The organism is Solwaraspora sp. WMMA2101 (assembly GCF_049179175.1).
Classification (GTDB): Bacteria; Actinomycetota; Actinomycetes; order Mycobacteriales; family Micromonosporaceae; genus Micromonospora_E.
Genome location: NZ_JBMHMA010000006.1, coordinates 1,382,968 through 1,400,841 on the forward strand (window position 1 = coordinate 1,382,968; position 17,874 = coordinate 1,400,841).

17 protein-coding genes and 1 pseudogene are annotated in these 17,874 nt (G+C 71.1%); 4 read left to right on the forward strand and 14 right to left on the reverse strand.

Annotated elements, in window-relative coordinates; genetic code table 11:
• Positions 1–55: 55 nt before the first annotated feature.
• The 8 genes and pseudogenes from mutM to rsmD form a co-directional block, all read right to left on the reverse strand.
• Positions 56–910 (reverse strand): annotated as a pseudogene (mutM, locus tag ACN28F_RS06855) (bifunctional DNA-formamidopyrimidine glycosylase/DNA-(apurinic or apyrimidinic site) lyase); the annotation flags it as partial.
• Positions 903–1,748: a ribonuclease III gene (gene rnc, locus ACN28F_RS06860; RefSeq protein ID WP_289207228.1), complete on the reverse strand. Its 846-nt coding sequence runs from the start codon at positions 1,746–1,748 to the stop codon at positions 903–905. The pseudogene mutM and the gene rnc, both read right to left, overlap by 8 nt.
• Positions 1,745–2,755: a phosphate acyltransferase PlsX gene (locus tag ACN28F_RS06865; RefSeq protein WP_289211053.1), complete on the reverse strand. Its 1,011-nt coding sequence runs from the start codon at positions 2,753–2,755 to the stop codon at positions 1,745–1,747. Before ACN28F_RS06865 ends, rnc begins: the two co-directional genes overlap by 4 nt.
• Before the next feature lie 112 nt (positions 2,756–2,867).
• Positions 2,868–3,041 carry a 50S ribosomal protein L32 gene (gene rpmF, locus ACN28F_RS06870; RefSeq protein WP_289207229.1) on the reverse strand — a complete coding sequence of 58 codons (174 nt, stop codon included), beginning with the start codon at positions 3,039–3,041 and terminating at the stop codon, positions 2,868–2,870.
• A 5-nt stretch (positions 3,042–3,046) separates the two neighbouring features.
• On the reverse strand, positions 3,047–3,610 hold the full coding sequence (locus ACN28F_RS06875; RefSeq protein WP_289207230.1) for a YceD family protein: 564 nt from the start codon (positions 3,608–3,610) through the stop codon (positions 3,047–3,049).
• A gap of 131 nt (positions 3,611–3,741) precedes the next feature.
• Positions 3,742–4,242: a hypothetical protein gene (locus tag ACN28F_RS06880; protein ID WP_289211054.1), complete on the reverse strand. Its 501-nt coding sequence runs from the start codon at positions 4,240–4,242 to the stop codon at positions 3,742–3,744.
• A gap of 203 nt (positions 4,243–4,445) precedes the next feature.
• A complete protein-coding gene (gene coaD, locus ACN28F_RS06885) occupies positions 4,446–4,940 on the reverse strand; it encodes a pantetheine-phosphate adenylyltransferase (protein ID WP_289207231.1) in 495 nt (164 codons plus the stop codon).
• Entirely contained in the window at positions 4,937–5,500 is a 564-nt protein-coding gene (gene rsmD / locus ACN28F_RS06890) for a 16S rRNA (guanine(966)-N(2))-methyltransferase RsmD (protein ID WP_421357245.1), read from the reverse strand. Before rsmD ends, coaD begins: the two co-directional genes overlap by 4 nt.
• Before the next feature lie 392 nt (positions 5,501–5,892).
• On the opposite strand from rsmD, the gene ACN28F_RS06895 reads away from it, so the two are divergent.
• Positions 5,893–7,083: an LPXTG cell wall anchor domain-containing protein gene (locus ACN28F_RS06895; protein WP_421357246.1), complete on the forward strand. Its 1,191-nt coding sequence runs from the start codon at positions 5,893–5,895 to the stop codon at positions 7,081–7,083.
• A gap of 265 nt (positions 7,084–7,348) precedes the next feature.
• Here ACN28F_RS06895 and recG read toward each other — a convergent pair whose 3' ends face one another.
• Entirely contained in the window at positions 7,349–9,607 is a 2,259-nt protein-coding gene (recG, locus tag ACN28F_RS06900) for an ATP-dependent DNA helicase RecG (protein ID WP_421357248.1), read from the reverse strand.
• A gap of 22 nt (positions 9,608–9,629) precedes the next feature.
• Positions 9,630–11,321: a DAK2 domain-containing protein gene (locus ACN28F_RS06905; protein ID WP_421357249.1), complete on the reverse strand. Its 1,692-nt coding sequence runs from the start codon at positions 11,319–11,321 to the stop codon at positions 9,630–9,632.
• Positions 11,322–11,564: 243 nt separating this feature from the next.
• On the opposite strand from ACN28F_RS06905, the gene rpmB reads away from it, so the two are divergent.
• Positions 11,565–11,759, forward strand: coding sequence for a 50S ribosomal protein L28 (gene rpmB, locus ACN28F_RS06910; protein WP_123600473.1), 195 nt, complete (start codon positions 11,565–11,567; stop codon positions 11,757–11,759).
• Between the two features lie 126 nt (positions 11,760–11,885).
• Here rpmB and ACN28F_RS06915 read toward each other — a convergent pair whose 3' ends face one another.
• Together ACN28F_RS06915 and ACN28F_RS06920 are read right to left on the reverse strand one after the other, a co-directional pair.
• On the reverse strand, positions 11,886–12,371 hold the full coding sequence (locus ACN28F_RS06915) for a GNAT family N-acetyltransferase (protein WP_421361297.1): 486 nt from the start codon (positions 12,369–12,371) through the stop codon (positions 11,886–11,888).
• A gap of 126 nt (positions 12,372–12,497) precedes the next feature.
• Positions 12,498–13,436, reverse strand: coding sequence for a thiamine-phosphate kinase (locus ACN28F_RS06920; protein ID WP_282226173.1), 939 nt, complete (start codon positions 13,434–13,436; stop codon positions 12,498–12,500).
• Between the two features lie 112 nt (positions 13,437–13,548).
• On the opposite strand from ACN28F_RS06920, the gene ACN28F_RS06925 reads away from it, so the two are divergent.
• Entirely contained in the window at positions 13,549–13,782 is a 234-nt protein-coding gene (locus tag ACN28F_RS06925; RefSeq protein ID WP_123600471.1) for an Lrp/AsnC ligand binding domain-containing protein, read from the forward strand.
• On the forward strand, positions 13,782–14,465 hold the full coding sequence (locus ACN28F_RS06930) for a DUF3515 domain-containing protein (protein WP_421357250.1): 684 nt from the start codon (positions 13,782–13,784) through the stop codon (positions 14,463–14,465). The genes ACN28F_RS06925 and ACN28F_RS06930 overlap by 1 nt, the downstream gene beginning before the upstream one ends.
• 61 nt (positions 14,466–14,526) lie before the next feature.
• On the opposite strand, the gene ACN28F_RS06935 is transcribed toward ACN28F_RS06930, so the two are convergent.
• Both ACN28F_RS06935 and ACN28F_RS06940 read right to left on the reverse strand, forming a co-directional pair.
• Positions 14,527–15,630 (reverse strand): D-alanine--D-alanine ligase family protein, encoded by a 1,104-nt coding sequence (locus tag ACN28F_RS06935; protein ID WP_421357251.1) that lies wholly within the window; start codon positions 15,628–15,630, stop codon positions 14,527–14,529.
• Between the two features lie 773 nt (positions 15,631–16,403).
• Positions 16,404–17,855 carry an RHS repeat-associated core domain-containing protein gene (locus tag ACN28F_RS06940; protein ID WP_421357252.1) on the reverse strand — a complete coding sequence of 484 codons (1,452 nt, stop codon included), beginning with the start codon at positions 17,853–17,855 and terminating at the stop codon, positions 16,404–16,406.
• Between the last annotated feature and the right edge of the window lie 19 nt (positions 17,856–17,874).

Consider the following 17,874-nt stretch of genomic DNA (forward strand, 5'->3'; position numbering starts at 1 on the left):
CAGACCTCGATCGGGCCTGACCCGCCACTGTCGCGGACCTCGACCCGGCCTGACCGGCGGCTGCCGCCGACCTCGGCCGGGGCTGGCAACGCGGGCAGCTGAACGACGAACGGTTCATGAACGCCTCGCGGCGGATCAGTGCACCGCAACGCCGACACGGCCGGTCCTGCTGCCCGTACACGTTCAGCGCCCGGTCGAAGTAGCCGCTACGCCCGTTGACGTCGACGTACAGGGCGTCGAAACTCGTCCCGCCCTGGACGATCGCCTCGGTCAGCACGTCGCGTACGTGACCCAGCAGCCGGGTGACCGTCGCCGGTGGCAGCCGATCGGTCGGCCGGGTGCCGTGCAGCCCGGTCCGCCACAACGCCTCGTCGGCGTAGATGTTGCCGATCCCGGAGATCAACGACTGGTCCAGCAACGCCCGTTTGATCTGGGTCCGACGTTGACGCAGGGCCGCGACGAAGGCGGCGTCGGAAAAGTCCGGATCGAGCGGGTCGCGGGCGATGTGCGCGATCTCCGCCGGCAGCTCGGCACCACCGGGCGACACGGCCAACCCACCGAACGTACGTTGGTCCACGAAGCGCAGCTGCGGGTCACCGTCGGCGAACTCGAACCGGACCCGCAGATGCACCTCGTCGGGTGCCGATGCCGGCTGCAGCAGCAGCTGCCCGGACATGCCGAGATGGCCCACCACCGCGTCGCCTGAGTCCAGCGGCAGCCACAGGTACTTGCCGCGGCGGCGGACATCGAGAATCTGGCAGCCGACCAGGGTGGCGGCGAAATGCGCCGGTCCGGGCAGATGCCGGCGTACCGCCCGGGGGTGCCGGACGTCAACGGCGGCGAACCGGCGCCCGACGATCCAGCCGGCGAGCCCCTGGCGGACCGTCTCGACCTCGGGCAGTTCAGGCATCGCGCGCCTCACCGGGCTCGATGGATCCGCCCGGCTCGATGGATCCGCCCGGCTCAGCGGACTCACCCGGCTGACCCGGCCCGCCGGGTTCGACTGCCGTGACCGGCTCGACCGGTAGCGCCTCGACCATCTGCGCGGACAGGGTCCGCCAGGCGGCTTCGGCGGCCCGCTGCTCGGCCTCCTTCTTGCTGCGGCCCTCGGCTCCGCCGTACCGCTGCGCAGCGACGATCACCCAGGCGGTGAAGGTCTTGGCGTGGTCCGGCCCCGCGTCGTCGATGCGGTACTCGGGCACGCCCAGGCCCAGCGTCGCGGTCAGCTCCTGCAAACTGGTCTTCCAGTCCAGGGCGGCACCCCGGCGGGCCGACTCGGCCATCAACGGGTCGAACAGCCGATGGATCACGATCGACGCCGTGTCCAGGCCGTACTGCAGGTAGATCGCCCCGAGCAGCGCCTCCAGCGTGTCGGCCAGGATGCTCGCCTTGTCCCGCCCGCCGGTGCTCTCCTCCCCCTTGCCCAGCAGCAGGTACGGGCCGAGGCCGTGCGGGCCGAGCGAGCGGGCGACCTCGGCCAGGGCACGCATGTTGACCACGCTGGCCCGCAGCTTGGCGAGCTGACCTTCGGGCAGGTCCGGGTGGTTGTGGAACAACGCCGAGGTGATCACCACGCCGAGTACGGAGTCGCCGAGGAACTCCAACCGCTCGTTGGTCGGCAGACCGCCGTTCTCGTAGGCGTACGAACGGTGGGTCAACGCGCGTTCCAGCAGGTCGACGTCGAACGCGACACCGAACGCGGCCTCCAGGTGGGCCACCGGCGGGCGCGCGGACTGATCGTTGCTCATGGTGACACCTCGTATTGGTCGGCGAGCGTCCGGGCGATGTCGTCGAGGCTTCGGGCGACCGACGCGGTGACCTGCGCCCGGTGCAGGTCGGCGGCGAGCACGATCCCGGAGGCGAGGTCCGCCCCGGTTGCCGCCCCGTGGCAGATCACCACGGTGCCGGCCACGCCGAGCAGCGTCGCGGCCCGTGGGGCCAGGCGACCCGGCTCCGGCCCACCGGCCATCGCGTACGCGCCCTCGATGCCTTTGAGCAGTACGTTGCCGGTGAACCCATCGGTCACCACGACGTCGGCGACGTGACCGAGGGTGACGTCGTGGCCCTCGACCAACCCGACGTAGCGGCCGTCGACGGCCATCGGAGACGTCCGCAGGTGGCTGTCCGCACCACGTCGTACCCGGTCGCCCTTGCCCGGCTCGGCCCCGATCGACAGCAGGCCGACCCGGGGGCGGGCCACGTCGAGGCGGGCCGCCGCGTAGGCCGCGCCGAACAGCGCGTGCTGGGTGAGGGTGGCGGGCCGGGCCTCGACGCTGGCGCCCACGTCGAGCAGCACCACCGGACCGGCGACGGCGGGTACGACGGCGACCAGCGCGGGTCGGCGTACCGTGGGCCAGCGGCCCAGGCCGAGCGCGGCGGCGGTGACGATCTCGCCGCTGGAGCCGGCGGAGACCATCGCGTCGGCGGTGCCGTCCGCGACGGCGGCGACGCTGGCGGCGATGGTGCTGCCGGGGCGGGCGCCGGGGCGCACCGGATGCGTCGGCGCGGCATCCGGTCGCCCGGTGCCATCGTGACCCGACCTGCCGGCAGCGCCGACCGGACGTACGGTGATCCGGTGCCGCTGCCCGGTGGGCAGTGCGGCACGCACCTCGTCGGCTACGTCCGGTGGACCGACGAGCAGCAGGTGAAGATCGGGATCAGCGCGGCAGGCACGCAGAGCGCCGTCAACCACGACGGCGGGTGAACCATCCCCGCCGAGGAGGTCGACGGCGATCCGCGAGGTGCCCGGGTCCACGGCGGTGCCGGCCGGGCCGGGTTGGCCGGCCCGTTCCCGGGCCGGCGCACCAGGCGTTCGCCAGTGGGGCCGCGCCGCCCGGTCGGAGACCGGCGGCGTCACGGCGACCGGATCAGACCTCGATGACCTGGCGGCCGTTGTAGGTGCCGCAGACGGTGCAGGCGGTGTGCGGCAGCTTCGCGGACTTGCACTGCGGGCAGTCCACGGTCACCACTGCCGAGGTCTTCCACTGGGACCGACGGGAGCGGGTGTTGCTGCGGGACATCCGGCGCTTGGGAACGGCCACGGTTCTTACTCCTCTTGGCGGGTCAGTTGCGACAGGCCGGCCCATCTCGGGTCGACCTCCTGGTGGCTGTGGTCGTCCGGCAGCTCGTCCCAGTGCACTCCGCATTCGGAGCACAGCCCGGGACAGTCGAGCCGGCAGAGCGGGTTGGTCGGCAGCGCCAGCACCACCGCGTCCCGCAGCGCCGGCTCCAGGTCGATCAGATCGCCCTGCAACCGGCCCACCTCGTCGATGTCGGTCGTCTCGTCCGTGGTGCTGTTCTCGTACGCGTACAGCTCCTGGATGGTGACGGTCAGCGCCTCGTCGATCGCGCGCAGGCACCGCCCGCACTCGCCGGCGACCGGTCCACTGACCGTCCCGGAGACGAGGACCCCTTCGGATACCGACTCGAGCCGCAGGTCGAGGCTCAGGTCGGCGCCCTCGGGGACGCCGTTCATCTCCAGCCCGAGGTCCGCCGGCGCGGGCACCACCCGGCTCACGGTACGCAACGCGCCAGGCCGGCGCGGCAGTTCCCGGGTATCGAGAACGAGCGGCGACCTGGGGTTGAGTTGGTTCGACGAGTGATTGCGCATAGTCAGACTCCGGCCTGGTAGAGGCCGACAAAGTAGGTTACCCGAGCGGCGGTGGCAACGTCGAATCGGGCCGCCGCTCCGTCGCTGCCGGGCCAGGCCCGCCACCTGGCGGGTACGGCGCGACGACAGGTCTAGAACGGCAGCGGCCGATCACCTTCCTCGCCGCCGGCGAAGGTGCCGATCTCCCGCAGCGCGTGCATCTTGTCGCGGCCGCGTTCGATCGAGGCCAGCGCCCGGGTCAGGAACTGCTCGAAGTTCGCCAGCGCGGTGTCGACGTAGTCGTCGACCTCGGCCCGCAGCCGCTGCGCCTCGGCGCGTGCCTCGGCGACGATGCGGGCGCCCTCGTGCTCGGCGGAGACGGTGATCTCGTTGACCGAGACCAGCCGGGCGTGTTCCGCCTCACCCTCGCTGATGATCCGGTCGGCCTCCCGCTTGCCGGCCTCCATGATCTTGTCCCGCTCCTCCAGCAGCGCGGCGGCCCGTCGGATGTCACCTGGCAGCTCGGCCCGCAACTGGTCAAGCACACCGATCATCTCGGCCCGGTCGAGCATGCAGTTGTTCCGGGACATCGGCACCGCCCGCGCGGTCTCCACCATCGCGATGATCTCATCGATGCGGTCGAACGGATCCACCAGCATCTCACTCCCTGTTGTCGGCGGGTCGACCCAACATGATGTCAAGGCCGGGCCAGGACGTCATCATCGCAACAGCCGGACCGGTCGGCGTTTCGTCAATGATGCGATTCCGGCGCCGGGCGGTCCATCCCCGCCCCCGGCCCGGCGCGTCGCCCGCCCCTCGGCGCGGTCAGCTCGGCGCCGCCGGGCCCACCGGATCGTCAGTTCGGCGCCGCCGGCGGGGTCGTCACCCGGGCGATCAGCCGGTCGTACACCACGTCAGGCAGGTGGGCCGACACGTCGCCACCCCACTTGGCGACCTCCTTGACCAGGCTGGAGGAGAGGAACGAGTACAGCGGGTTCGTCGGCATGAACAGGGTCTCCACGCCGGCCAGGCCGATGTTCATCTGGGCCATCTGCAACTCGTAGTCGAAGTCACTGACCGCGCGCAGCCCCTTGACCACCACCTCGGCCTGCTGGGTCCGACAGAAGTCGACCAGCAGCCCCCGGAACGACGCCACCCGCACGTTGCGGTACGTCGACGTGACCTCGTTGAGCATCGATATCCGTTCATCGATGGTGAACAGCCCCGCCTTGGACTGATTGATCAGCACACCCACGATGACCTCGTCGAACAGCCGGCTGGCCCGGCCGATGATGTCGAGGTGACCGTTGGTGACCGGGTCGAACGAGCCGGGGCACACCGCGCGTCTCATGATCGCCGACCGTACCAAAGCATGGTCTCGCCGTACCGTCGCCCGCGTTCGGCAGTGATGCCTTCCACCCAGCTCAGTGCCGGCCCACGGGTCGACCGCTCGACCACGACCACCGCCTGCGGGGCGAGCCAGCCACCGGTGACCAGGCGGGTCAGCACCGTCTGCAGCTCGACGTCGGTCGCCGCGTACGGCGGGTCGGCGAAGACCACGTCGTAGCCGGGCCCCGCCGGCGGCTCGGCCAGCACGGTGGCGACCTTGGCGGTGACCAACCGGGCGTCGGCGGCGGCGCGCAACGCGGCGATGTTGTCCCGGATGGTACGGGCCGCGCGCGGGGCCGACTCCACCAGCAGTACGTGGGACGCGCCACGGGACAGCGCCTCCAGCCCCACCGCGCCGCTGCCGGCGTAGAGGTCGGCGACCCGCGCCCCGGCCAGCTCGGTCATCGCGTCGAGTGCGCTGAACAACGCTTCCCGTACCCGGTCGGAGGTGGGGCGGGTCTGCTCGCCGGGTGGCGCGGCGATGCGCCGGCCGCCGTACCGGCCCGCGATGATCCGGGTCATGGGCGGCTGACTCCTGCGGCACCGGGTGCGGTCATGTCCCGGACGCTAGCTGATCCTCCGTACCGGCATCGAATCCGACCAGAAAGACACTTTGGAGTCGCTGACCAGCGTCGACAACTGTTGCAGGGGTGACGGTTGAGGCGAGAAAAACTACCCTTGCCGCCAAGGAACAGCACGTTGCGTATATCGATTGTCTCGACTCGACAACATCATCCTTAGCTTGTCCTGTGGGTCACTACGGCACTTCAGGAGCCGCTAAGGTCTGGCGCTGTACCGGTGGGACACGCCGGTCGCACGATGCGGGGAGTCGTCGCACCAGCCACCAGTCAGTAATTTTCCAGCGGGTGGTCCGCCCCTGCACCGTGCCCTGAACCCCTCACTCAGGAGTACGTGTGAACCGTCTGAAGTCTCCGCTTCGGCGCGCCCTGGCCATCGCGGCCGGCGCGACGATCGGCCTGGTCGGCGCCGTGGCCCTGGCCGCCACCCCCGCCAGCGCCCACTACACCGCGCCGACCGGCAGCGCCTACTGTGACACCACGACCGGGGAGTGGGAGATCACCTGGAGTGTGCGCAGCGAGTGGCACTTCAGGGCGACCAAGTTCCGGCTGAACGCGGTCTACCACACCCCGGCTGACACCACGCTGGACGGCATCGCCCGGACCCCGATCCGGGACGGCTACCCGTACAGCGTCAGGAAGGCCATCGTCGGCACGCAGCGGGTGCCGGGCAGCACCACCAAGGCGACGCTGGCGGTCAAGGGCGCCTGGAACGACGGCTACGCCGAGCAGGACTTCCGCAAGGGTGAGATCGAGCTCGGCGGCGACTGCGCCGTCGACACCCCCGAATCGCCGTCGCCGAGCCCGTCGCCGGACGAGTCGCCGTCGCCGAGCCCGTCGCCTGATGTCACCCCGACCCCGGAGGTGCCGGATCCTGTCGTGATGCCGGCGGTCAGCTTCCTGTCCGACTGTGAAGGCACCGTCTGGGTGACGGTCAGCAACGGCGAGGACGCCACCGAGTCGGTCGACCTGACCGTCACCGCTGGCGAGTTCTCCGAGACGTACACCCTCGAGCCGGGCCAGAGCAAGGACGACATCCAGGTTCCCGGCGACGCCGGCCCGGTCACCGTGACCAACGGCGAGGAGACAGTAGGCGAGCCCTACGAGTGGGTCGAGCCGGAGAACTGCGTCGAGCCGGGCGAGCCCGAGGGTGGCTACGAGTCCACCTGTGACCAGCTGGTCGTCGGCTTCGCCAACCCGGAGGACGGCGAGGCGTTCACCGTCACCCTGACCCCGAGCGAGGGCGACGTCGTGACGGTCACCGTCGAGCCGGGTGTCACCGAGGTCGTCGAGTTCGACGCCGCCGAGGGCTTCGAGGTCCACGTGGTCAGCGAAGAGTGGGAGCTCGACGAGACCATCGCCTGGGAGCTGCCGGAGGACTGTGACACCGGCGGCGAGGGCGGCGGCGAGCTGCCGGTCACCGGTGCCGCCGCAGGCGGGATCGCCGCTGGCGCCGTCGCGCTGCTGGCCCTCGGTGGCGGGCTGTTCTACCTGGCGCGCCGTCGGCGGGTCACCTTCACCGCCTGAGTCCGGCCCACCGGGTCGTGACTGACTGACAGCCACCCCCGCACCACCCCGAGGAAGGGCGCCGACCATCCCCCCGGTCGGCGCCCTTCCGCTTGTCCCGCCCCGGATCGCGAACCCGTCAGGTAGTCCATGATCGCGACACCCCGCCTTCATGATCGCGACGATCTTGCAATTATCGATAACATTTGCCCTTTTTGTCCCACGATAAGCGCAAGATCGTCGCGATCATGGGCGGCGGGGCGGTGGTGGGGAGGGTGAAGGCGGGTCAGCCCTTTTCGAGGTACTCGGCGCGTTCGGCGTCGACCAAGGTGTCGACCGAGGCCGCCAGCGCCGGATACCGGTCCAGCTGCGGATCGTCGTCGAGCAGCGTGATCGCCTCGGCCCTGGCCTGCCCGATCAGCTCGGCGTCACGCAGCAGCGACAGCAGCCGCAGATGGGAGCGGCGGCCCGACTGGGTGGCGCCCAGGACGTCGCCTTCGCGGCGCTGCTCCAGGTCCAGCTCGGCCAGGCGGAACCCGTCGGTGGTCGACGCGACCGCGTCCAACCGTTCGCGGGCCGGCGTACCCTCGGCGGCGTCGGTGACCAGCAGGCACAGCCCGGCCGCCGAGCCCCGGCCGACCCGACCGCGCAGCTGGTGCAGCTGCGACACCCCGAACCGGTCGGCGTCCAGCACGATCATCACGGTGGCGTTCGGCACGTTCACCCCGACCTCGACGACCGTCGTGGCGACCAGCACGTCGACGTCACCGGCGGCGAAGGAACGCATCACCGCGTCCTTGGCGTCGGCCGGCAGCCGGCCGTGCAGCATCTCGATCCGCAACCCGTGCAGCGGCCCCTCAGCCAGCAGCGGCATCACCTCGGTCACCGCCAACGGGGACCGCCGGGCACCGGGGTCGCCCCCGGCGGCGGGATCCTCGCCGGACGGCTCCTCGTCGACGCCGGATCCGCCGGCCCCGGACCCTGCTGCGGCCCCGGACCCTGCGGCGTCGCCGATGCGCGGGCAGACCACGTACGCCTGATGGCCGGCGGCGACCTCCTCACGGACCCGCCGCCAGGCGCGTTCCAGAAACGCCGGCTTCTCCGCCGCCGGCACCACGTGCGAGGCGATCGGCGACCGGCCGCCGGGCAGCTGGGTCAGCGCCGAGACCTCCAGGTCGCCGTAGACGGTCATCGCGACCGTGCGCGGGATCGGAGTCGCGGTCATCACCAGCACGTGCGGCGGCTGCTCGGCCTTGGCCCGCAGCGCGTCCCGCTGCTCCACCCCGAACCGGTGCTGCTCGTCGACGACCACCAGACCCAGATCGGCGAAGTCGACGCCCTCGTACAGCAGGGCGTGGGTGCCGATCACGATGCCGGCGCGGCCGGCGCGGACCTCGTCCAGGGCGGCCCGGCGCGCGGCCGCGCCAAGCGAGCCGGTCACCAGCGTCACCCGGGTGCCGGCAGGATCACCGTCCAGCTCGCCGGCCCGGCCCAGCGGGCCCAGGAGTTCCTGGATGCCCCGGTGGTGCTGGGCGGCGAGCACCTCGGTCGGGGCGAGCAGCGCCGCCTGCCCACCGGCGTCGACGACCTGCAGCATCGCCCGTACCGCGCAGACCGTCTTGCCGGAGCCGACCTCGCCCTGCAGCAGCCGGTGCATCGGGTGCGCGGCGGACAGATCGGCGGCGATCTCCTCGCCGATGCGCCGCTGACCGTCGGTCAGCTCGTACGGCAGGCGGGCGTCGAAGGCGGCGAGCAGGCCGGCGTCGGTGCGGGGCCGGGGCCGCGCCGGCCAGTCGGCGGCGCGCAGCTTGCGCTGCACCAACGTCAGCTGTACGGCGAACGCCTCGTCCCACTTGAGTCTCCGGCGGGCCTGGAACAGCTCGACGTCGCTGGCCGGGCGGTGGATCTGCCGCAACGCCGGGTGCAGCCCGAGCAGGTTGCGGCTGGCCCGTACCGCCGCCGGCATCGGATCTTCAGGTGGGGTGAGTACGTCCAGCACGGTGCGGACGCAGCGGGCGATCACCCAGGTCGGTACGGCGGCCGCCGCCGGGTAGACCGGGATCAGCGCCCCGGCGAACTCCTCCACGCCCTCCTCGGCGGCCACCTCGCCGTCGGCGGCACCGTCGCCGAGCAGTACGTACTCGGGGCCGTTGAGTTGGCGTACCCCCCGGAACTCGGTGACCTTGCCGGCGAACAGCCCCCAGCGGCCCGGTTTCAGGTCCCGTTCGCGCCACGCCTGGTTGCCGAAGAAGGTCAACGTGAGGGTGCCGCCGGCGCCGTCCTCGACGACGACTTCGAGCAGTTTGCCGCGCCGTTGGCGCATCGGCCGTACGGTGGTCCGCCGCACCTGGCCCAGGACGGTGACCTGCTCCCCCACCTCCAGCGAGCGGATGTCGGTGTGTTCGCCGCGCTGGTCGTAGCGGCGCGGGAAGTGGTAGAGCAGGTCGCCGACGGTGTGCAGGTCGAGGTGGTCGGCCATCGCCTTGGCGGTCTTCGCGCCGAGGTTGACCGTCAGCGGAGTGTCCATCGTGCATGGCTGCGTCATCCGGCCCCCAACAACAGGTGTGTCATTCGATCCCGACCAGCAGCGGGAAGTGCGGCTGCCCGCCGACGACGGTGTGCACCTCGACGAACGGCCAGTGGCGGGCCAGGTGGGCGGTGAGCGCGTCGGCGAGACCGTCGGGGGCCTGCGCGCCGAGGATCAGGGTGGCCAGCTCCCCGCCGCCGCCGAGCAGCTGGTCGAGCAGGTTGCGGCAGGTGCCGGCCAGGTCGGTGCCGATCAGCAGCACCTCGCCCTCGACCAGGGCGAGGACGTCACCGGGGCGGCAACGGCCGGCGACGGTGAGCGCCTCACGGGCGGCGAAGCAGACCTCGGCGTACCGGCAGGCACCGGCGGCCTCGGCCATCGCGATGACGTCGTCGGCGAAGCGGCGCTGCGGGTCGCGGACCGCGAGCGCGGCGAGGGCCTGCGCCGGTGACCGGGTCGGTACGACGGCGACGGTGACCCCGCCGGATTCGGCCTCGCGGGCGGCGAGGGCGGCGACGGCCTGGGTGTCCGGGTCGTTGGGCAGCACCACGACTTCGGTGGCGCCGGTGGCGCGGACGGCGGCGAGGAGTTCGGCGGTGGACGGGGAGCCGCCGACGGCCACGGCGCCTTCGCCGGTGAACAGGGCGGCGAGGCCGTCGCCGGCGGCGACCACGACCGTGGCGCGGCCGGGCGCGGCCGGCCGCGCGGCTGTGGATGGGGCCGGCGGCGCGACTGTGGTCGGGGCGGGCGGCGCGGTCTGGTCGGCGAAGCGGGTGACCGAGATCTGGTACGGCCGACCGGCGACGACGCCGGCCTCGATGGCGGCACCGATGTCGTCGACGTGCACGTGTACGTTCCATACCGGAGGGTCGTCGCCGCTGCCGACGACGACCAGCGAGTCGCCGATGCCGGCCAGGGTGGCGCGCAGCCGGTCGACGGCGTCGGCGGGCGCTTCGAGCAGGTACTGCACCTCGTAGGCGTACTCGTCGGAACCGGTCTCGCGGACGGTGACCGGCTCGCGGACGGTGACCGGCTCGCGGACGGGGCGCGGCGACGGGTCGGCGGGCGCGGGGCGCGGTGGCGGGTCGACATCGGCGTTGCCGGCGCCGGCCACCACGGCGGCCAGGGCGTCGAGCAGCAGGCACAGCCCCCGGCCCCCGGCATCGACCACGCCGGCGCGGGCCAGCGCCGGCAACTGGGTCGGGGTGGCGGCGAGGGCCTCGCGGGCGGCCGACGCGGCGGCCCGTACCACGGTGGGAAGGTCGTCGGAGCCGGTCCGGTCGGCGGCCCGCGCGGCCGCGGCTACCACGGTGAGCACGGTTCCCTCGACCGGGCGGGCGACCGCCGCGTAGGCGGCCTCGGCGGCGGCGGTCAGCGCCCCGGCGAGGGCCCGGCCGCGCACCACGGCGGTGTCGGTGAGCGCGTCGGCGATGCCGCGCAGGATCTGCGACACGATCACCCCGGAGTTGCCCCGGGCACCGAGCAGCGCGCCCCGGGCCATCAGCCGCAGCACCCGCCCGTGCGAGGTCTGCTCGCCCTCGGAGGAGTTGTCCAGGTCCAGGGCGAGGGCGTGCTGCGCCGAGGTGAGGGTGAGGACCAGGTTGGTGCCGGTGTCACCGTCGGGCACCGGATAGACGTTGAGCGCGTCGATCTCGCCCTGGTGGCGGCGCAGGGCGGCCAGCCCATCCGCGCACCACCGCCGGACGGCGGCGGCGTCGAGGATGTCCAGCACGGCGCTGAGCCTACTGGGGCCGGCCGACAGCCGCCGCGAAGACGACGCCGGGGACGACGCCGGGGACGACGCCGGGCCGGTGCCTTGCCGGTGCCAGGCGCGGGGTGCGGCGCTGGCGGACGTACGGCGTCGGGGGCGATTGGTCGGCGGCCGGGCCGATCGGGTAACCTGAGCAGGTTGTCTGGGCGTACCGTGTCCCAGCGACCGGCGACCTGATGAACGACAAATCCCCAGGAGTATCCCGTGGCTAGCGTGTGCGACGTCTGTGGCAAGGGGCCGGGCTTCGGTCACAACGTGCCGTGGTCGAAGAAGAAGACCAACCGCCGGTGGAACCCGAACATCCAGACGGTGCGCACCCCGGCCGGTGGCGGCAACACCCGCAAGGTGAACGCCTGCACCTCCTGCCTGAAGGCCGGCAAGGTGGTCCGGGGCGCCTGAGCGCGCCACCCGCGATCCGACACTTCCGTAGCCGCCGGACCCACCCGGGTCCGGCGGCTACGTCTGTCACCGACCGAGTCTGTCACCGCCTGACCGGTGCGGGTCGGCCGCTCGACGGTGTCCGGGTCACCAGTCGCTGGTGAGCACCCGGCCGAAGGAGAGGCAGCCCGGCGAGTCCCGGTAGTAGCCGAAGTTGGGGATCCGGGCGTACCCGCAGCTGCGGTAGAGCGCGATCGCCTCGGGCTGCTTGTCGCCGCACTCCAGGATGACCCGACGACGGCCCTGGCCGGCGGCGGAGCGTTCGACGGCGGCGAGCAGCGCCCGCGCCACACCCCGGCCACGGGCGGCGTCGGTGACGTACATCCGCTTCAGTTCGGCGTCCTCGCCGGAGGTGCCGTGGCTGCGCCAGCCGGCGCAGCCGACCGCCTGCCCGTCGAGGTGGGCGAGGAGGAACGCCCCGCCGGGCGGGTCGAAGTGGGCCGGGTCGACCGGGGTGTCGTCGCCGCTGCCGCCGTACCGGGCACCCAGGTCGGCCAGGGCGGCGGTGACCAGGCGTTGCGCGACGGAGTCGGTGAAGCGGACCCGGCGGATCTCGACGCCGGTGGAGAGCAGTTCAGTCACGGCTAAAGGGTAGTGCGGCCGGCGAGCGGTGCCCTCGGCGCACGTCGACGGCGGGCGGCGTCGGCACCGCATGTCGGCACCGTGCGTCGGCACCGCATGTCGGCACCGCGTGTCGGCTCAGCGGAAGTGTTCCCAGCCGGGGGCGCCCTGGTACGGCTGGCCGTCGATGGTCACCCCGGCGCCCTTGACCACGTGGCCGACCCGCCGCCACCCCTTCGGTAACGGCAGATCCTCGGGGAACGTCGCGGCCAGGGCGTGATCGTCGCCACCGCCGAAGATCCACTGGTACGGGTCGACGCCGAGCGCGTTGGCGGTGTCGCGCATCTGCGGCGGCACCTCGAACGCCTCCCGCCGCAGGTCGATGCCGACGCCGCTGGCGGTGGCGACGTGGCCCAGGTCGGCGATCAGCCCGTCCGAGATGTCGATCATGGCGCTGGCGCCGACGTTCGCGGCGGCCGGACCGGCGGCGTACGGCACCTCGGGGCGTCGATGCGCTTCCACCAGCAGTTTCGGCGACCGGAACCCCCGGGAGAGCACCGTGTAGCCGGCGGCGGCGTAGCCGAGCCGGCCGGCGATGGCCAGCACGTCCCCGGCGTGCGCGCCGCTGCGCAGCACCGGGGCCGCGCCGTGCAGGTCACCGAGGGCGGTCACCGCGATCGTCAACGTCGGGCTGGCCGACATGTCACCGCCGACGACGGCCGCACCGACCTTGGCGGCCTCGTCGGACAGGCCGACGGCCAGGTCCTCGGCCCAGCCGGCGTCGGTCTCCGGCGGGGCGCAGAGCGCCACCAGCAGCGCGGTCGGCACCGCCCCCATCGCGACGATGTCGGCGAGGTTCGCGGCGGCGGCCCGGTGGCCGACGTCGACCGCGCTGGACCAGTCCCGCCGGAAGTGCCGGCCCTCGACGAGCACGTCTGTCGAGGCGACCACCCGGTTGTCGGTGCTGGCCACGACCGCCGCGTCGTCGCCGGGGCCGAGCAGCGTGGCGGCTCCCGGGTGTAGCCGCGCGGTGACCCGGGAGATGAGCCCGAATTCACCCGCCCGTGCCACATTCACCGGTCCACCTCGTTCATCATCGTCTCCACTCGGGCACCGTCATGAATCCGGCCTGCTCCGTACGGTAGTTTCACGTTCGGGCCGCTCCCGGGCGGCGGATAGGAGTCGGGTCGTGGTCCAGGCATACATCCTCATCCAGACCGAGGTCGGAAAGGCACGCGACGTCGCTGACGCGATCGCGGACATCTCCGGCGTGGTCCGGGTGGACGCGGTGACCGGGCCGTACGACGTGGTCGTGCTCACCGAGGCGCATACCGTGGACGAACTCGGGACGATGATAGTCAGCCGGGTCCAGATGGTGCCGGGCATCACCCGCACCCTGACGTGTTCGGTGGTACGACTGTAGTGAACGACCAGCTCAACCCCGCTGCGCCCGACACGGCGGCAGACGACCCGCCGGTCGCGGACCAGCCGGCGACCGGTGGCTCTGCTGCAGGCGGGCCGGACCGGACCACGCGGCAGGCGGCGATCTGGGCGACCGTGGTGGCCCTGCCGTTGACTGTCATCGTGGCGCTTGCCGCGTTCAGCCAGCTCAACCGGGCCGGCTCCGCCGACGGGCAGCCGGCCGGCGCCGACACGTCGCCTTCGGCGTCGGCGTCCGTCGCGCCGGTGCCGACCACGCCGGTGCAGATGGCCGCCCCCGCCCTGGACGACCGCGCCGAGGTCGTCTGCCGGGCGTTGCTGTCCCAACTTCCCGGTACGCTGCGCGACCTGCGCCAGCGGCTGGTCAGCGACGGCGCGGAGCAGAACGCCGCGTACGGCGAACCACCGATCACCGTCGCCTGCGGGGTGCCGCCGGCCGAGTTCGCCCCGACGGACCTGGTGTACGCGCTCGACGGGGTCTGCTGGCACGCGACCGAGCAGCCCGACGCGACCGTGTGGACCACCGTCGACCGGGAGATCCCGGTGCGGGTGAGCGTGCCCGGGGCGTACGACGAACCGGGCCAGTGGGTGACCGCGTTCGCCGACACCCTGATCGAGACCGTGCCCAGCGACGCGGACGCCGCCCCGCGCGGCTGCCGCGCCTGATCCAAGTCCGGTCCGGACTGATCCGGGTCCGGCCTAGTCCGGCCGGTGGGTCCGGTCGCGGTCAGCGCAGCCCGGTCCCCCGGTTGAGCGCGGTACGGATCAGCCGGTCCACCAGCTTCGGGTACTCCAGGCCGGCCGCCGACCACATCCGGGGGAACATCGACGTCGGCGTGAAGCCCGGCATCGTGTTGATCTCGTTGAGGTAGATCTGGTTGTCGTCGGTGACGAAGAAGTCGACCCGGGCCAGGCCGGCGCAGTCCAACGCGGTGAACGTCCGGCAGGCGTACTCCTGCACCTGCCGGGTGACGTCGGCCGGCAACGCCGCCGGGATGTCGTACTCGCAGGAGTTGTCCAGGTACTTGGCCTCGAAGTCGTAGAACTCGTGGTCGGTGACCACCCGTACCTCGGCCAGCAGCGACGCCTCGGGGCCGCCGCCGGCCTCGCCCTCGATCACCCCGCACTCGACCTCGCGGCCGACGATCGCCGCCTCGACCAGCACCTTCGGGTCGATCTCCCGGGCGGTGGCGACCGCGGCGTCCAGGTCCGCCCAGTCGGAGACCTTGGTGATGCCGTACGACGAACCGGCCCGGGACGGCTTGACGAACACCGGCAGGCCGAGGCGCTCCTTGTCGGCGTCGCTGAGGCTCACCCCGGCGCGCAGCACCGCGTACGGTCCGGTCGGAATGCCCTCGACGGTGGCCAGCTTCTTGGTGAACTCCTTGTCCATCGCGGCGGCCGAGGCGAACACCCCGGCCCCGACGTACGGGATGCCGGCCATCTCCAGCAGCCCCTGGATGGTGCCGTCCTCGCCGTACGCGCCGTGCAGGGCGGGGAAGACGACGTCGACGCCGGCCAGGGCGACCGCTGGGCCGTCGGCCGGGTCGAGCACCATGATCCCGTTGCCGGTCGGGTCGGCGGGCAGCACCACGGCCGCGCCGGACCGGTCGGTGATCTCCGGCAGCTGCCGGTCGGTGATGGCCAGCTGGCTGCCGTCGCCGGTGGTGAGCACCCACCGGCCGGCGCGGGTGATGCCGACCGGGACGATCTCGTACTCGTCGGTGTCCAGGGCGGCGAGGATGCTGCCGGCGCTGACGCAGGAGATCGCGTGCTCGGTGCTGCGGCCGCCGAAGACGATGGCGACGCGGGTCTTCCGTACGCTTGTCACAGGGGTGCCTTTCACTCGCGGCCTTCACACGCGCGCCAGGCACAGTCAGGGGGACGCCCGGCGGTACGCGGGTTCACGTCTTCGCGCTCACGCGGCTGACCCTACTCTGCGTACCGACTCAGCGTGCCCTGACCGGCCCTGCTTCCTCCCGACGATGCGTTCAGTGACCGTCAGGTAGCTGGCGACTCCGACCGGCCACCCCTCTTACCGCCGACCCGACGCCCCGTCCAATCGGACGACACCAACGCCGCCAAGAGCAAAGGCAAAGTCGCGCACAATTTCAACGCCCTAACGGCAGTTCGAGCACGACACCTCGAGCAATACTCACTTTGCCCTATCAAGGGCCAACCGGACAGATGCCCCGAGGTCTCCGAGTCCAGCATCCGAAGGCACAATGACCATCTTGTCAAGGTCGAACCGCAACCCTCGCCGCGCCCCCAAGTTAAGCATCGGCGTCAATTCAATAGGACTGGTCAAGGATTCCCTCCTGGCATTTACCGACAAAAGCCCATTCAGATAATCCCTATACGATCCCACCCCGACCGAATCGAAGATCCGCAGCATCCAGCCCTTGACATCTTCGATGGAATCTTGCACCAAACCATCCCTCGTCACACTGAATGCGTCAAGAATAACTGAGGCAAGTTCCTCATCCGAGATCGAGTTATCGACGACCCTAAACCACCCATTTACCACCCAGACTCCGGAGGTAAGACGAGAGTGGCTCGCCACAACCGTCACATTTGGCAATCTATCTATCGACCCGTAGCCAATCATCGAACGATCACAAACTCCACATTAATATTTCGATCCCGTCCGTACCTAACCGCATCCAGCATAGCCGCATATTGTACCTCAGTGACCGTTCCGGAGGGGATACCGACAGCCAGGGTTCTCGATTTGATATCCCGCGGATCGACAGTAACACCGGCATGCGTTCCACCGCGATACTTTTCAAGAGCGCGGACATAACGACGCAGCTCCCCCTGGAGTGCTCCAGGTTTCTTGAAACCAAGCTCCGTATCAACACTTTTCACACTGAGCGCATCACCCGAATGGAAGGAGAAATCATCGATTCTAGGATGGTTGTTGACGGCAAATCCGGGACGCCCTCGATCCGCAAGAATGATGCGCTCAACTTCGAATCCTCTCTGCCTCCACGGCAGATCCCAAACCCCGCGACCGACGTAGCCCAATCTCCCTATCCGCTTGGCGGTAAGCAACCCGAATCCAATGATTCCGCCAGCGATCTTTCCGCCGGCGGCGTCCACGCCAACAAAGAAGCAAGCGATTTTACTGCCACCTAGGCAGTCAGGAAGGTCCACGAAAGGAACAAAGGAAGTTGCAAGGTCCACTTCGATGGGACGACACCGGTCAGCAGGGAGGCAATCGACAGGAATTGGGGGCGGGAGCGGAGCGGGAGCGGGAGTTCCCGACGTCGCATCACTGGTGTGACCCGAGGCACCTTTCAGCGGCATCACCAAGGGTGTTCCTGCGGTGGTTTTTCGGTTGCCTGGTGTGCTGCCTGGGCGGGTTTTCCGGCCCTCTCCGTACGCGCCGCCGTTTCCTTCGAGGAAGGCAAGGCCGGTGGGGTCGCTGAAGCTGGTCGGGTTGTTGTTGCCGTAGGCGTATCCGTTGAGGGTCTGCGGGTCACCGGGGTTGACGAGTGGGTCGACGGAGATGAACCGGCCGAGGGCTGGGTCGTACTGGCGTGCGCCTATGTGGGTGAGACCGGTGGGGTCCTTGGTGCCACCGACGAAGCCCTTGTCGTCGGGCCAGAGGCTGGGCACGGCTCCGCGGGTGTCGCCGAAGGGAAGGGTCCGGCGGCGGGTGAGGTCGTGAGTGGCGGGGTCGATGCTGATCTGGTTGGTGCCGTGGTGGTCAGGGATCAGCCAGGTAAGCCCGGTGACGGTGCGCACGGCGACGGTGGCACCGGCATGTTGGTAGTGGCGGGTGCCGTCGACCTGGCCGTTGCTGGCGGTCCGGCGAAGCTCGGTGTGGCCGAGGTAGAGAGTGGCACCGGTGGTGTCGCGGCGCAACAGCCGGTTGCCTGAGGTGTCGTAGACGTACGAGGTGTCGAGGTCGGGTTCGCTCGTCGTGGCGAGGCGGCCTTCGGCGTCCCAGGTGAGGGCCTGGGTGACGCCGTCGACCGTACGGCTGCTGGTGTGCCCGCCGGGTGTGTAGGCGAACGTGTCGGTGCGGGTCGTGCCACCGGTGTAGGCCACGCCGGTGACCGCGTGCGGC

Excerpts from the sequence above, each read along its gene's own strand:
- coaD (WP_289207231.1), bottom strand. The coding sequence starts at position 4,940 with ATGAGACGCGCGGTGTGCCCCGGCTCGTTCGACCCGGTCACCAACGGT.
- rnc (WP_289207228.1), bottom strand. The coding sequence starts at position 1,748 with ATGAGCAACGATCAGTCCGCGCGCCCGCCGGTGGCCCACCTGGAGGCC.
- recG (WP_421357248.1), bottom strand. The coding sequence starts at position 9,607 with ATGACGCAGCCATGCACGATGGACACTCCGCTGACGGTCAACCTCGGC.
- rsmD (WP_421357245.1), bottom strand. The coding sequence starts at position 5,500 with ATGACCCGGATCATCGCGGGCCGGTACGGCGGCCGGCGCATCGCCGCG.
- ACN28F_RS06875 (WP_289207230.1), bottom strand. The coding sequence starts at position 3,610 with ATGCGCAATCACTCGTCGAACCAACTCAACCCCAGGTCGCCGCTCGTT.